This is a genomic window from Flavobacterium sp. N3904 (assembly GCF_025947305.1).
Taxonomy (GTDB): domain Bacteria; phylum Bacteroidota; class Bacteroidia; order Flavobacteriales; family Flavobacteriaceae; genus Flavobacterium.
On the sequence record NZ_CP110009.1, the window covers coordinates 3,196,438 to 3,212,654 of the forward strand.

The window sequence follows — 16,217 nt, forward strand, 5'->3', positions numbered from 1 at the left end:
TTTGCGACCTTAGCGGAATACAATTAAAGATGGAAAACCTTGCGCACTTTGCGGTTAAGAATTTGTGAAAATTTGTGAAATTTGTGGCTGAAACTAACTCCACAAAAATTATCTATCTAGCTGTTTAAAAAAATATTCAAATTAAAAATTGTACTTTTATGAGAAACAAAAAACTAATCATTCTCATAAATTCTCAATATGCAAATAGTAATCATAGGTGGTGGTTTTGCCGGAATCAATTTAGCCAAAGAACTCACAAACCACAACGGCATAGAAGTAACGCTTGTTGACAAAAACAATTACAATTTCTTTCCTCCGCTCATCTATCAGGTAGCAACCGCTTTTCTGGAACCCTCAAGCATAAGTTATCCGTTCCGTAAATTTTTTGCGGGCAAGAAGAACCTGAAGTTTCGCTTGGGCGAACTCCAAAAAGTAATTCCTGCCGAAAACAAAATCATCCTCAATAACGGCGAATTGCAATACGACCATTTGGTTTTTGCAACTGGTGCCGAAACCAGTTATTTCGGGATGGAAAATGTCAAGAAAAATGCCATTCCGATGAAAACCCTCAATGATGCCATCGAAATGCGCAACGCATTATTGAAAAACCTCGAAAAAGCAGCCATTTGCAAAGACATCCGCAAGCGAAGAACACTTTTGACCATTGTCGTGGCCGGTGGAGGACCCACAGGAGTGGAAGTTTCGGGTATGTTTGCCGAAATGCGAAAAAATATTTTACTCAAAGAATATCCCGAACTCGACACCACCGCCAGTAATATTTATTTGGTCGATGGGGGAGACGCCTTACTGTCGCCTATGAGTTTGGAATCACAAGCAGATACACTCGAAGCAGTAACAAAATTGGGAGTGGTCGTAAAGCTAAACACCCGTGTGGTCGATTACAAAGACGACACCGTATTCTTTGCCGATGGAAAAACCATTCAAACCAAAAATTTAATTTGGGCGGCAGGAGTTTCAGCACGAGAATTTGAAGGAATTCCGGCAGAAAGTTACGGTCGTGGCAAACGAATGGCAACCGACGCCTTCAACAAAGTAAATGGTACCGAAAACATCTACGCCATTGGCGATACCTGCATCCAACTCAACGATGTAGATTTCCCGGGCGGTCACCCGCAAGTTGCGCAAGTGGCTATCCAACAAGGAATAAATTTGGCCGAAAATTTTAAACTAATACTTCAAAATAAGCCATTAAAACCCTTTAAATACAAAGACAAAGGTTCTATGGCGATCATCGGAAAAAACAAAGCCGTAGTCGATTTGCCCAAACCCAAAATGCATTTCAAGGGCTTTTTCGCCTGGATGATTTGGCTTTTCGTACATCTAATGTCTTTGATAACCTACCGCAACCGAATCAATACCTTTTACCATTGGATGATTGCCTATTTCTCCAAAGACCAATCGTTGCGTATGATTATTAGACCAGAGAAAAGAACAAAAGCTGATGCATAGCTCAAAATAGTTTTCATTCAGGCCGTAATTTCTGATAAAAAAGATTTATATTTGAGAAATACAAAGTAAGACAAACCTTCGTATAACAATCCAATTTTGGATAGCTTTGCGAAGGTTTGTTTTATATATACACAAGTTGGCAGTAATTAATAACATATATAACTTAAAAATATGATTACAAAGATTGAAGTAAAAGAATTATATGGTGCATTTGACCATCCAATTAAATTAAAGGAAGAAAATATAACAATGATTTTGGGTGAAAATGGTCTTGGAAAAACTGTCATATTGAAAATGATAAAGGCTTTTTTCGACAAAGATTTTTTTGAACTTCAAACATATCTATTTAAAGAATTTATTTTAACGTTTTCAAATAATGATGTGGTTTCAATAGAAAAAGAAATTAATGATAATGGTTGCGCATTAAAGTTCTCACATCATACAACAACAGGCAAAAAAAAGCCAGAAACCTATATAATGAGTTTTTCAGAAAATCAAAGACCTATACATAGACTTCGTCGAAATAGAGATCTTTATTATCATGACGAAATTCATTATGAAATTGGCAGATATTTACCATTTCCAATTGAAAAAGTTGGTCCGGACACTTGGCTAAATTCTCACGAAGGTGAATTATTTTCAACACAACAACTATTTGAGCGATATGGTGAATTCTTGCCTGCGAATATTAGAAAACAGTTCGAAAGTCTTCCTGATTGGCTAGTAAAAAAATCGTCTTCGATAAAAACAAAATTTATTGAAACACAACGACTATTGATTAGAACGAAAGCTCAAGAACAAGAGTACAAGTCTTCAGTAGTTAATTATTCGCAAGGTTTAATCGAAAAAATAAAAAATAAAACTGTTGCTGCAACTGATCTTGCTTCGAAATTAGACAGGAGTTATCCAAATAGGGTCATTAATCAAATTACACATCCAAAAAAAATTCTGATAAAGAACTAGAAGAAGGACTTAAGGAACTAAGTAGAAAAAGTGAACTTTTAAATAAAGTTGGTCTGCTTGATAGTGAAGAAGAGAATTTACCGATTAACTTTCAAACTACACACAAAAATAAGGAAATCTTAAAGGAAGTTTTACAAGTTTACCTTCAAGATAGTAATGAAAAATTAGAAATTTATAATGAACTAGCGACACGAATCGACCTTTTATTAAATATAATTAATAAAAGATTTTTATACAAAAAGTTGAGTATTCATAAATCCAGAGGTTTTGTCTTTACATCTCAATTAACAGGGAAAGATATTCCTTTATCTGGTCTTTCGTCGGGCGAACAACATGAACTTGTACTTTTTTTCCAACTTTTGTTTGATACTGAACCTAATTCACTTTTATTGATTGATGAACCCGAAATCTCTTTACACATTTCATGGCAAAATCACTTTATAAACGATTTAAAGGAAGTGATTATACTAAATAACTTGTCTGCTATTATTGCTACACATTCACCAGATATTATTAACAAGAACTGGAAATTAACTGTACAATTAAAGGGAGAATAATATGCGCGAACATTTAACTCCCGATAGGATTGCTAATTCAATATTGCAAAAATCCCGATTTAAGGGAACATATTTAATTGTTGAGGGCAACAGTGACTATACACTCTATCGAAAATTTACTGATCAAGAATTCTGCGAAATAGAGATCGCGTTTGGAAATTGTAACGTAATACAAGTAATTGAAGAACTTCAGCAGCGCGGATTTACAGATGCTCTTGGATTAATTGACTCAGACTTCCGAAGATTGGATGATGATTTACCACAAAACAAAAATGTAATTATGTCTGACGATCATGATATCGAAGTCATGATTATTAAATCTAATGCTCTTGATACAATATTGACACATCACTGTGACCCTACTAAATATTCAACTTATCTCGAAGATTTAAAAATAAAAGACATTCGGGAAGATTTGCTTAACCTAAGTAAATCAATTGGTATACTTAAATGGGTAAACAAATCTGAGAACTTAGGGTTACTATTTAAACCACATAAGGAAGATGCTCGACCATTGGATTATGCCAAATTTATTGATGTAAAATTATTTAAATTTACTGGAAATGAAAATCTGATAAATGCAGTTATAAATTATTCAATGAATAAAACAAAAATAAATACAACTAATAAAGCCGCTCTTCAATCTCTAAATTCAAAAAAATTAGATGGTGTCGAATTAAATCAACTTTGCAATGGCCACGACATTTGCCAAATTTTGAGTTTGGGGCTAAGAAAAAAACTAGCCTCACTAAATTCTAATGTTTTATCAGCGGATCAAATAGAACTTGAATTAATTTTAGCATATGATTCACGATATTTTGAGCAAACAGACATTTATAAACAAATTAAGTCATGGGAGAAACAAGTTGGAAAACAAGTTCTGAAATTTTAACTACTTACCCGAAAGAGTGGATTTGGAATCCGTGCCCGCAATTATAAGATAAACATTTTGTATCTCCTAAAGTCATTAATATAGCACAAAAAAGAAAGCTACTATCATACAGTAGCTTTCTTTTTTGTAATATAAATAGTGTAAATTAAAATTTATTTTTATTTTTGAAATTATTCATCAATACTTTAAACTTTCAATACATGACAGCTACATCAGGCTCAAAAAGCACCAACACTGCCAAAACCAAAAGTACTGTGAGTGAAACGGGGCACGCAAAGAACGTGGCAAACCTTCAGGATGTAATCGCTTTCGTAACAGGATACGGGCCAAGTTACAACCCGAGCAAGAAGGCATTAAAGTTGCCTCAGCTTACAGCACTGGCAATGGCAAGTCAGGCAAGTTTGGCCGATGTAATAACAAAAAATACAGCTTATAACAATACCGTAAACGACAGGGCTGCGGCCTTTAGAACACTAAAACCACTGGCAACAAAAGTCGTAAACGCATTGCAGATCACCGATGCCATTACCCAAAAAGTAGACGATGCAAAAGGGTTTAATAAAAAACTGCAAGGCCCCAAAGAAAAAAAGAACAAAAAGCCAACGGACCCAAATACAGTTGTGCCCAAAACTATTTCTACAAGTCAGCAATCCTACGACCAGCAAATACAGCACTTTGCGGCATTACTTTCGGTAGTACAGTCAGAAACCAGTTATGCCCCAAACGAAACCGAATTAAAGATGGCATCCCTAACCGCAAAACAAACCGACCTCATTGTCAAAAACAATGCCGTTGCAACAGCCTATGCGGCAGTAAGCAATTCAAGAATCGCGCGCGACACCTTATTATACAAAGAAGAAACAGGATTACTCTACATTGTAGACGATATAAAAAAATACATAAAATCAATCTACGGAGCAGCATCACCCGAGTTTGCCCAGGTAAAAGGATTAAAATTCAGAAAGAAACTAGCTTAATTCCAAAAGCAAAACAGGATAGGCAAAACCACAAATGCCTGTCCTGTTTATAAATCACCCATCACCATTTACGGTTATACCAATGTCATTTACGGTTATGGCGATGTCATTTACGGTTATCGCGATGTCACTTACGGTTATGGTAATGTCATTTACGATTATAGCAATGTAATTTACGGTTAGAGCAATGTCATTTACGGTTATGGTAATGTCATTTACGGTTATAGCGATGTTATTTACGGTTATAACAATGTCATTTACGGTTATAGCAATGTCATTTACGGTTATGCTATTGTAATTTATGGTTATGGCGAAGTCACTTATGGTTTTGACACTATAATTTATATTTCACCGTAAACAAATTAATATAAACAAAACCCCGATAGTGTTGATTTGCAATCACCATCAATAAACTAGATCTACAATCAGGATTATCGTGTTGTTATTCAAAATTAAGAACTGAAACTTCCTGCAATTACTTGAGATTTTAACATTTGATCTAATCTAAAAATAGTTTTTAGTAGATGCCACAACAAATCCGATGATTTGACGTAATTTAGCCTGAAATAAAGAAATGGTATAACCAATAATGGTTAAGACAATACCACATATTTCAACATAATGGCTCAATTAAATACAATGGAAACCAAGCAAAACTTCACAAAAATTCTTAAAAACAAATATGTTCCAACCGCTGAATTTTATAGCCAAATAATCGATAGTTTACAAGACTATTCCATTTTTACATTAGACAATGATTTTATTATAAATAGTTGGAGTTCTGGTTCTACAAAAATATTTGGTTACGAAACGGATGAAGTTATCGGACAACCTTTTGATTTGATATTTACAGAGGAAGATTTAAAAAATGGTGTTCCTACAATAGAAATCGAAACCTCTTTAAAAGAAGGTAGAGCAACCGATAATAGATGGCACATTGCCAAAGACAAGAGCCTGTTTTATGCTTATGGGTTGGTTTTTCCACTCATTGGTTTAAACGGAGAAATGCTTGGCTACGTTAAGGTTTTGAGGGACTTGACTGATAGAAAACAATCAGAAGATGCCATAAAAAATTACATTAAAGAATTGGAAGATCTTAATACTCATAAAGAGAGTGTTATGGCAATACTTTCGCACGATTTAAGAAGTCCGTTGTCGGCAATTATTGGAACAGCAAAATATCTAAAAGAAAATTTCCGTAAAATGAGTCCTGATGCTATGCAGGAAATGCTGGACTTGCTTTATAAATCATCTACAGATGAATTGGAAATGTTGGACTATTTGGTGGAATGGGCAAGAATAAAATACGCATCAGACACCTTTTCTCCTTCAAAATTAAAACTAATCGAATATATTAATAAAGTTTTTGATACTTTAAACGAAACGGCTTCAATAAACACCATAAATCTGCATCACGAAATCGAAGAGAACACCTCTGTGTTTGCCGACAGTAAAATGTTGATTTCCATTATTCAAAATATCGTATCAAATGCGATAAAACATACCGAAAAAGGGGGCTCGATTACAGTTTCAGCAAAAACCAAAGAGGATAAGATTATTGTTCAGATTAAAGACACCGGAATTGGAATGTCTAAAGAAATAATGGACAAATTGTTTACTCCCCAAATGAAAACGCTTTCAGAAACAAGAAAAAAGAATAAAGGAGCCGGCATTGGATTGTTATTAGTAAAAGGCTTTTTGGAAAAAAATGGCGGTGAAATCTGGGTAGAAAGTATTGAAGGGGAGGGTTCTACTTTTTATTTTACGTTGCCAATTGAGAAACCTTTATATAAAATAGGCAGTTCAGACGAAATTATGTTTGATGAAAGTGCATAATTTTAATGTTATTCGAAAAAATAAATCTTCTAAACTTTGCACATTTGGGTCTTTACGAGAATCAAATTTAGAAAAATAGAAGCAAGATTAATGTCCCATTATAATTTCATCATCTCCAGAATTCATAATGGTTTTCTTGATTTTTCTTTTACCAATATTCAAAATAATAAAAGCGATAATCGTAGTACACGTCATAATAGCAACTATAGGTACCATAGAATCTTTCACAAAAACACCCACAGCAAACGAAGCCAAAGCCCCAATTCCCAATTGAGTGGCACCCATCAATGCCGAAGCACTTCCAGTATTTTTGGCAAAAGGAGCAAGGGTTAATCCCGCAGTATTGGGATTGGAAATACCCAAACAGGCCAAAAACAAGAATAGCATTGCAATCGTACCATACAATCCTAAAACATCGTTGATTACCAAAATCAAAAAGGCAACACTAATGATTATTTGAGCAATTAAAGCACCAAAAATCATCTGTTCACTCGAGAAACGTCTCAACAATAGAGAGTTCAACTGACTCGAGCCAATAAAACTCAAAGACATAAAAGCAAAAATCCAACCATAGATGGTGGCATCTACCTTTAAAATATGCATAAACAAAATGGGAGATGCAGCAACATAAGTGAATAATCCAGAAAATGCTATAGAACCAGTTAAAGCATACGTGTAAAATTGAGGCACTTTGATAATTGACACAAAATTATTGATGATGGGCTTTGGTCGTAAAGAAATTGATAAATCGGGTTCATGTGTTTTTGGCAGACCCATTTGAGAAGCAATCAATACAAAAATTCCCATACACATCAGTATAAAAAACACAATATGCCAACCCCAATAACTCGTTACATAACCGCCAATCGTTGGCGCCAACATTGGAGAAAGCCCAACAACCAACATTAATTTGGACAAGACATTGGGTATTTCTTTCACAGGAAACAAGTCTCGAACCATTGCAACCGAAGCCACCGTAGCTGCACAACTACCAACTGCCTGAATAAACCGAAGTCCTATAAAAGTATTGATATCAGCAACAAAAACACAGCCTAAAGAAGCCAAAATATAAATCAATAACCCAATAAACAAAGGCTTTTTTCGACCAAAACGATCCAATAATGGTCCATATAGTAATTGACCAAACGAAATTCCAATAAAATAACTGGATAAAGACATGGAAACTTCAGTAACAGTAGTTTGAAGGTCTTCGGCAATTCCGGAAAACCCGGGTAAATACATATCAATTGAAAATGGTCCAAGCGCGGTCATTGAACCTAGAATCAGAATTAATTGGATGTATTTTGCTTTTGTCATTTTAATTTTTTTTTGCAAAAGTAACTTCTTTAGATTTAATCTTTTCAATAAAATAGAAGTACTTTGGTCGATTAGATAAGTAAACCATTACAAAGAGCTAAGAAAGTAGCATTTTTTATCGTTTTCTTACTTGATTTCAGTAATAAACAAATGAACTATAATTTATATTATGTAAAATAGAATTATTCAATCCAGCAAACATAATTTTACTCCATTCTACTTTTTTGAACTAGCAATAACCAATAAAGCCAAAATTAAAGCACAACTGTATTCCATTCCTCCTTCACCATGTTCGCCAACCCACCAGCCATTTTGATAATGAATAATTATATTTCCCATAATTAGCATTAAAATAAATCCCAATGACAAATATTTTATGTAGAAACCAAAACTCAATACAATTCCTCCAATAATTTCATAAATTGTAATTCCCCAAACCATTGCACTTGCCGCCAAAAAACCTTTACCTGACAAAAAATCGGCAAATTGGTTTATTGTACCGTTTGCAATTCTTGTCACTGCATGAGCCACAAAAAATAATGGAATACAGATACGTAGTACTAAAATGGAATTTGGTAACGACAGAAAAGAGACTTTTTTCATATTTTTTTTACTAAAATAGTAAATTAACATTAAAATATAAAAAAATGCAGACCTATAAGCCGGATTCTGTCCTCGTCCCGTTCAAAAGAACAAAACGATACCTTATCATTTATCTAGTCTCGTTGTTACCAACGAGATCAAGCTATCTACCCTTCAGCAACGGGCGAGAAACCCTTAAATGCTGATATACTTGATATTTCACCGCATAGAGTTTACCTGGTTTCACTACAGCATTACCTGTACATACTTTCTGTTGCACTTGTCCTATCTTATTCCGAAAAATCAGAACAAAATGACGGGTGTTACCCGCTATGCTTCTCTATGGTGTCCGGACTTTCCTCCCTCCTGTCCATAAAGACAGGACGACGATAAGGCGGTCTGCAGCGCAAAAGTAAGTTATTGGAAGGAATCATCAGTTTTTATTTGAACTTTTTATTAAAAATAAAAAAAACAATAATCAAAAATCATCATCAATTTTAGTGCTTTTAATTCAATTTTAATTATTCGCAATTATAAAAGCCAAAATTGATAATTTGGAGATATTGTACCTAAAAATACTTGTATTATTATTATATAAATTGAATAAATAGTGATTTTTTCACAATATTTGTATATACTGTATAACGCCGAAAATAACACTTACTTATGTCAATAAAAATAGCCATTTCACACAAAACTGCTTATAAATTTGATCGAAGTGTAAAACTATTTCCTCACATTTTCAGATTAAGACCCGCCGCACATTCCAGAACTCCAATTGAAGGATATTCATTTAAGATTTATCCCGAAAATCATTTTATCAATTGGCAACAAGATCCATTTGGTAATTATCAAGCAAGGGTCGTTTTTAATGAGAAAACAACTGAGTTAAGAGTTGAAGTTGAAGTTATTGCTAAATTAGAAGTTATCAATCCATTTGATTTTTTTGTCGAAGAATACGCTGAAACCTTTCCTTTTCTCTACGAAAATAAACTACACAAAGAATTATGGCCTTATCTTGAAGTTAAAGAAAAAGGGATGAAATTTGATGAGTTTGTGTCAAAACTGACACAAAAAAAGGACTTAATCACGGTTGATTTTTTGGTTTTTGCTAACCAATTGGTTTTTCAAACATTAAAATACAATATTCGTCTCGAAGTAGGTGTTCAAACCTGTGAGGAGACACTTGAGATACAAAGTGGTTCTTGTCGTGACTTTGCTTGGCTTTTGGTTCAAGCGCTCAGAAGTATTGGTCTGGCCACACGATTTGTATCGGGGTATTTAGTTCAATTGACTTCAGATCTTAAATCGCTTGATGGTCCTTCTGGCCCAGAAAAAGATTTTACAGATTTGCATGCTTGGGTAGAGGTGTATTTACCCGGAGCTGGCTGGATTGGTCTCGATCCTACTTCTGGGCTTTTTGCTGGCGAAGGGCATATTCCGTTATGTTGCACTCCTGATTATGAAAGTGCTGCTCCTGTAACTGGTGCAAGTGAGGTATGCCAAGTTGAATTTGAATTTGACAATACCGTGACCCGCATTCACGAAGATCCAAGAGTTACAAAACCCTACACCGAACAACAATGGGAAAACATTATGAAGGTGGGCAATGATGTAGAAAAAGATTTGATTGAAGGCGATGTCCGGTTGACAATGGGAGGCGAACCCACTTTCGTTTCTATCGATGATTTTGAATCACCTGAATGGAATTCTACTGCCGATGGCCCTTTGAAACGTAAACTCGCTTATGATCTAGCGCTTCGATTGAAAAGTCGTTTTGCTCACGGAGGATTGCTTCATTTTGGCCAAGGGAAATGGTATCCCGGCGAATTATTTCCGCGTTGGCAATATGCTTTATATTGGAGAAAAGATGGGTTGCCGTTGTGGAAAAACGATGCTTTAATTGCTAAAGAAGATGGCAAAAAGTTCACTTTTCACGATGCAGAACGTTTTGCCATTGAATTGACAAAATATCTTGGTATTGACATTAAAAATATAAATCCAACATACGAAGATCCCATTTATTGGGCTTTGGAAGAAGGAAAACTACCCGTTAATCTCGATCCGCTTGCCGTAAATCTAAAAGATTCTGTTCAGCGTCATACATTGGCAAAATTATTGGAAAAAGGACTGAATAACCCTTCTGGTTTTGTTGTACCATTAAAATGGATTCACACAACCAAAAGTTGGGTAAGCTGTGTTTGGGAATTTAGAAGAGGGCAATGTTATCTGATTCCTGGGAACTCCCCTATTGGTTTGCGCCTGCCTTTGGAATCTTTGCCTAAAGTTTCTAAAAATAAAAGGGAACAACCTGTTTCCCGAAGTTTATTTGAAGAATTATCGCCATTAGGTGATTATCATCAATCTTTGGAAGAACGGTATGGCAGTATTTCAGAAAGTTATAAAGCAACAGTTGCTTCGAATGCTGAAGAGGAAATAGATAAAAAAGAATCTCTGTTATTTGAGGTAGAGACTTTTTCGACTGCCATGTGTGTAGAAGAACGTGACGGAATTATATATGTTTTTCTACCCCCTACAGATTATTTAGAAACTTATTTAGATTTGATTGCTTCGGTAGAAACTACTGCCGAAAAATTACAAATTCCTGTTCGAATTGAAGGCTACCAACCCGAAACGGACTATCGCATCGAAAAAATGATGGTTACTCCAGATCCTGGCGTTATCGAAGTCAATGTTCATCCCGCCAAATCGTGGCAGGAAATTGTGGACAACACCACAGCTTTATACGAAGAAGCTTTTCTTTCTCGTTTAGGAACCGATAAATTTATGGTTGATGGTCGTCATACCGGAACTGGTGGCGGAAATCACGTTACACTGGGAGCTGCAAAACCAGAAGACAGTCCATTACTGAGAAGACCCGATTTATTACGTAGTTTAATTACTTATTGGCAACATCATCCTGTTTTAAGCTATCTTTTTGCTGGACCTTTTATTGGACCAACCAGTCAAGCACCACGCATTGATGAAGGTCGTGACGAACGCTTGTATGAAATGGAAATTGCTTTTGAACAAATTCCGAAAGATAAAGATATTCCGTTTTGGATGGTCGATCGTATTTTTAGAAATTTACTCACGGACATCACTGGAAATACGCATAGAACTGAATTTTGCATTGATAAATTATATTCTCCCGATTCGTCAACAGGGCGTTTGGGAATATTAGAGTTAAGGGCTTTTGATATGCCACCACACAAACACATGAACTTGGTACAAAACCTATTGGTTCGTTCTTTGATAGCTAAATTTTGGAAAAACCCTTATGAAAAAAAATTAGTGCGTTGGGGAACCGAATTGCACGATAAATTCTTGCTACCACACTTCGCTTATTTGGATATGATTGATGTGGTGAATGATTTGAAAGAGGCTGGTTATGATTTTGATATTTCCTGGTTTGACCCATTTTTTGAATTTAGATTTCCACATCACGGAGGTATTACGGTTGATAATATTCAATTGGAAATTCGTTTAGGAATAGAACCTTGGCATGTTTTGGGTGAGGAATTATCGAGTAATGGAACAGCTCGTTTTGTAGACTCATCGTTAGAAAGATTACAGGTTAAAATTTCAGGAATTATTCCTGAACGCCATATCTTATTGTGCAAAGGTTGCAGAATTCCGTTAAGAAGCACAGGGACGAAAGGCGAATACGTAGCAGGAATCCGCTATAAAGCATGGAATCCTCCATCTGCATTGCATCCTAATATTGGTATAGATGTACCTTTGGTTTTTGATATTGTGGATACTTGGAATAATAAAGTAATTGGTGGTTGCACTTATTTTGTCTCACATCCCGGAGGACGAAGTTTTGAAACTTATCCTGTAAATAGTTATGAAGCTGAATCCAGAAAAATAAGTCGTTTTTGGGATTTTGGTCATACACCATCAACAACTTCAGAACAGAGCGCCCCGGTTATTAATACACCCACCGTTTCGAGATTTGTGGCCGAAAACAAAACCAATCTAAAACCCGATACTCCAATTGAATTAGTTAATCCTGAATATCCAAACACATTGGATTTGAGGCATTTTTGGGTTGCAAAAAATAACAGCTTATTTTAAATAATTTAATTGTTGTTCGGTCAAAAACCACTATTTTGCATAATTATAAAAAGTAAATCATTCACAAAGAACAAATGATTCAAGATATTTCATTAGGATTACTCAACACTTATAAGCAGACGATCAATAGCTACGACGAAGTTCTTGACCAAAATGGTCAGATAAAGCCTTATTGGCAAAAACTTTTCGATACTTTAGAATCAATAGGTATTGAAGGACTGGAATTGCGTAATCAAGAAATAATCAAGAAATTAAAGGAAAACGGTGTAACTTATAATGTTTATGATTCAAATAAAGAATCAAATCGTGCTTGGAAATTAGATCCAATTCCGTTCCTGATTCATGAATCAGAATGGAAAACCATCGAACAAGGATTAAAGCAAAGAGCTCGTTTGTTGGATTTGATTTTAAAAGACTTTTACGGTCCTCAATTATTAATTAAAAATGCTATTATTCCAGCCGAATTAGTTTTTGATAATTCTGGTTTTTTATTGCCCTGTTTTGATATTAGACAAAAATCCGACAAACAATTACTCAATTATGCAGTAGATTTGGCTCGTGGTCCCGACGGAAAAATGTGGTTGCTGGACAATCGCACGCAAGCCCCTTCGGGTGCAGGATATGCACTAGAAAATAGAATTGTTATGAGCAAGGTTTTTCCAGAGCTCAACAAAAAAACATATAGAAGCAGACTGTCTCCCTATTTTAGTCAATTGCAGCAAACTGTTGATACGTTAGGAAATAATTCTAATGAAAATCCGAATGTGGTTTTCTTAACTCCCGGCCCTGGAAATGAGACCTATTTTGAACACGTTTACCTTTCCTCCTATTTGGGATATACTTTAGTGCAAGGAAATGATTTGTTGGTGAGAGATGGTTTTGTATGGCTAAAATCTATCGATCAGCTAGAACGTGTAGATGTTATTATAAAACGATTGGACGATGAATGGTGCGATCCACTCGAGTTGCGCAGAGATTCTTTGCTCGGAATTCCCGGTTTATTACAGGTAATACGTTTAGGAAATGTTGCTGTATTCAACCCTCCAGGAACCAGTGTTTTGGAAAATTACGGCCTAATGGCTTTTATGCAAAATGCCTGTAAGTTTCTGCTAAATGAACCTTTATTAATGAGTTCGGTAGCAACTTGGTGGTGTGGACAAACCAAAGAATTAAATTTTGTTTTAGCCAATTTACCTAAACTAATTATAAAAAAAACCAATCGCAAACAAGGATTTAGATCCATTTATGGGCGATTATTGAATGAAGAGCAGCTTAATGATTTGAAAAACCTCATACTTAAAAGTCCAAAAGATTATGTGGCCCAAGAAGAAGTCAGTTTATCTACCACTCCTTCTTTTATAAATGGAACAATCGAACCAAGATATGCTGCAATGCGTTGCTTTTTGATTGCAGATGGTGACGATTATAAAGTAATGCAGGGAGGCCTAACAAGGAGTTCTGCCTTGAAAGGAAAGTTTGAGATTTCGAACCAATTGGGCGGTATTTCTAAAGACACTTGGATTATTACTGATGCTCCAACAGAACATCACGAAAAAACTGTTGAACGAAAAAATACCAACAACCAGCTTAACAATTCTTTGACCAGTCGAAATGCAGAAAATTTATTTTGGGTGGGACGTTTGTGCGAAAGAACAATGGCGCTTCGTAGTTTTCTAAAAATAATTTTGAACAGACTCAACGAAAATGTAATTAAAAATGGGAATAAACAACCCGATTTTTTAGTTGTATTATTAAAATCACTAACACATCTTACTCAAACGTATCCGGGATTTGTTGGAAAAGAAATTAAAGACAGCGAAGAATATGACAATGATACCATTTTTGAAAACCCAATTGCCGAGCTCTTGCTTTTGATCAATCATTCAGAAAAAGCGGGTTCTGTAGTATACAATCTTCAATCATTGTTGAATACAATTAACCAAGTTAGTGAAAAATGGAATCATGATACCCGACGCATTATCAATTTAGTCGAAGACAGCCTTTTTGTATTAAAAAACACCAACACAAATAATATCAACCAAGTCAACCATGGTCTGGATAAATTGCACATTCGCCTTTTTTCTTTTTACGGAAATATTTACGAAACATTACCTAGAGACAATGGTTTTTATTTGCTGGAAACAGGAAAAAATGTAGAACGAATTTTATCCTTGTTGTCTGTTTTCCGCTCTACTTTCAATTTCAAAAAAATCGAGGAAGAAGAAGCGGTTCTGATGGAAGCCATATTAGAAAATCATCACTTATTGGCACAATATAGAAATATTTACAAATCGCATTTGAGCTTAAAAGCCGTCATCAATATGGTGTTTTTAGAAAAGAATTTACCTTATACGCTTTCTTTTCTATTAGACACGCTTTCGTATTATCTTTCTAAATTGCCTAAAACAATAGAGCCACATCGATTGAGTATTGCCGAAAAATCAGTTCTTGAAGCCAGTACGATTATCAAATTGATTGATGCCGAAATTTTAATACAAGTAGATTCGGCCACTCAATTTCGCACTGAATTGGATCAAACACTTTCAACTGTTTTTGAATTGATTTCGAATGTTTCAAATAATTTGGCAAGTTTATATTTCAATCATTCTGTAATGCAACATTCAGTTTTAGACACACTTAAAAATATAGATTCTGATGAAATATAAATTAAAACATCAAACTATTTACAGCTATGCAAATGCAGTTCACAATTACCAAAGTATTTTGTGCCTGCAACCCTTGAATTCATCCAAACAAATTTGTAAAAATTTTAAAATAGAGATAGAGCCCAAGCCCTCCAAAATATACAGCCGCACTGATTATTTTGGAAATGTCCAACATTATTTTTCGATTCATGAGTCTCATAAATCATTAAAAGTTGTAGTCTCCAGCGAAATTCAAGTTTTATATAAAGAAGTACAACTTTTTAATTCAATTACTTGTGAAGAGGCTAGAATGAAGTTTCAAACAGATCATGCATTAAAAATTGAAGTTTTACAGTATCAATTGCCCAGTCAATTCATTAGTTGGGATGAAGAAATAGTTGCTTTTGCCGAAACCTGTTTGATTGCCAATGTTTCGCTTTTTGAAGGAGTTTTAAATTTAATAAAAAAAATATATACTGAATTTCAATTCAAATCGGGTTCAACCAATGTCAATACGCCACTAAAAACTGTACTTAAAGAACTAAAAGGAGTTTGTCAGGATTTCTCCCACTTGGCTATTGCAAGTTTGCGTAGTGTTGGTATTCCGGCAAAATATGTAAGTGGTTATATCGAAACGCTACCGCCAAAAGGAAAACCAAAACTTGAAGGTTCTGATGCCTCTCATGCCTGGATATCGGTTTATATTCCAGAAATGGGCTGGTGCGAATTTGATCCAACGAACAATATGATTCCTCAACAACGTCATATTGTAACAGCTTATGGAAGAGATTTTGCTGATGTATCTCCACTAAAAGGAATTATTTTTAGTTCTGGAGATCATAAAGTAAAAGTAGAAGTTGATGTTATACCTTTCATTTAATTTATTTAAAAATTTAAA

The 16,217-nt window shown here is 34.9% G+C and carries 12 protein-coding genes and 1 other RNA gene; 10 read left to right on the forward strand and 3 right to left on the reverse strand.

The window, feature by feature from the left end:
- The first annotated feature begins 198 nt into the window (after window positions 1-198).
- From OLM57_RS13535 to OLM57_RS13565, 7 genes are all read left to right on the forward strand, one after another.
- On the forward strand, window positions 199-1,470 hold the full coding sequence (locus OLM57_RS13535; protein ID WP_264564226.1) for an NAD(P)/FAD-dependent oxidoreductase: 1,272 nt from the start codon (window positions 199-201) through the stop codon (window positions 1,468-1,470).
- Between the two features lie 171 nt (window positions 1,471-1,641).
- Window positions 1,642-2,433 carry a hypothetical protein gene (locus tag OLM57_RS13540; protein WP_264564227.1) on the forward strand — a complete coding sequence of 264 codons (792 nt, stop codon included), beginning with the start codon at window positions 1,642-1,644 and terminating at the stop codon, window positions 2,431-2,433.
- 53 nt (window positions 2,434-2,486) lie between these two features.
- Complete coding sequence (locus tag OLM57_RS13545; RefSeq protein ID WP_413614351.1) at window positions 2,487-2,990, forward strand: AAA family ATPase; 504 nt, start codon at window positions 2,487-2,489, stop codon at window positions 2,988-2,990.
- Between the two features lies 1 nt (window position 2,991).
- Window positions 2,992-3,882, forward strand: a complete 891-nt coding sequence (locus OLM57_RS13550; protein WP_264564228.1) for a DUF4435 domain-containing protein — start codon at window positions 2,992-2,994, stop codon at window positions 3,880-3,882.
- A 200-nt stretch (window positions 3,883-4,082) separates the two neighbouring features.
- Window positions 4,083-4,859, forward strand: coding sequence for a hypothetical protein (locus tag OLM57_RS13555; RefSeq protein ID WP_264564229.1), 777 nt, complete (start codon window positions 4,083-4,085; stop codon window positions 4,857-4,859).
- A 34-nt stretch (window positions 4,860-4,893) separates the two neighbouring features.
- Entirely contained in the window at window positions 4,894-5,031 is a 138-nt protein-coding gene (locus tag OLM57_RS13560) for a hypothetical protein (protein ID WP_264564230.1), read from the forward strand.
- A gap of 449 nt (window positions 5,032-5,480) precedes the next feature.
- Window positions 5,481-6,695, forward strand: a complete 1,215-nt coding sequence (locus OLM57_RS13565) for a PAS domain-containing sensor histidine kinase (RefSeq protein ID WP_264564231.1) — start codon at window positions 5,481-5,483, stop codon at window positions 6,693-6,695.
- 87 nt (window positions 6,696-6,782) lie between these two features.
- Here the strand turns inward: OLM57_RS13565 and OLM57_RS13570 are convergent, their stop codons facing one another.
- From OLM57_RS13570 to rnpB, 3 genes are all read right to left on the reverse strand, one after another.
- Window positions 6,783-8,012, reverse strand: coding sequence for a multidrug effflux MFS transporter (locus OLM57_RS13570; RefSeq protein WP_264564232.1), 1,230 nt, complete (start codon window positions 8,010-8,012; stop codon window positions 6,783-6,785).
- A 216-nt stretch (window positions 8,013-8,228) separates the two neighbouring features.
- Window positions 8,229-8,615 carry a DoxX family protein gene (locus OLM57_RS13575; protein WP_264564233.1) on the reverse strand — a complete coding sequence of 129 codons (387 nt, stop codon included), beginning with the start codon at window positions 8,613-8,615 and terminating at the stop codon, window positions 8,229-8,231.
- Between the two features lie 39 nt (window positions 8,616-8,654).
- Window positions 8,655-9,000, reverse strand: an RNA gene (gene rnpB, locus OLM57_RS13580) — RNase P RNA component class A.
- A 260-nt stretch (window positions 9,001-9,260) separates the two neighbouring features.
- Here rnpB and OLM57_RS13585 point away from each other — a divergent pair.
- The 3 genes from OLM57_RS13585 to OLM57_RS13595 all read left to right on the forward strand — a co-directional run bounded on the left by OLM57_RS13585 (window position 9,261) and on the right by OLM57_RS13595 (window position 16,199).
- Complete coding sequence (locus tag OLM57_RS13585; protein WP_264564234.1) at window positions 9,261-12,674, forward strand: DUF2126 domain-containing protein; 3,414 nt, start codon at window positions 9,261-9,263, stop codon at window positions 12,672-12,674.
- A gap of 74 nt (window positions 12,675-12,748) precedes the next feature.
- Window positions 12,749-15,340, forward strand: a complete 2,592-nt coding sequence (locus tag OLM57_RS13590) for a circularly permuted type 2 ATP-grasp protein (protein ID WP_264564235.1) — start codon at window positions 12,749-12,751, stop codon at window positions 15,338-15,340.
- Entirely contained in the window at window positions 15,330-16,199 is an 870-nt protein-coding gene (locus OLM57_RS13595; RefSeq protein ID WP_264564236.1) for a transglutaminase family protein, read from the forward strand. Before OLM57_RS13590 ends, OLM57_RS13595 begins: the two co-directional genes overlap by 11 nt.
- The last annotated feature ends 18 nt before the right edge of the window (window positions 16,200-16,217 follow it).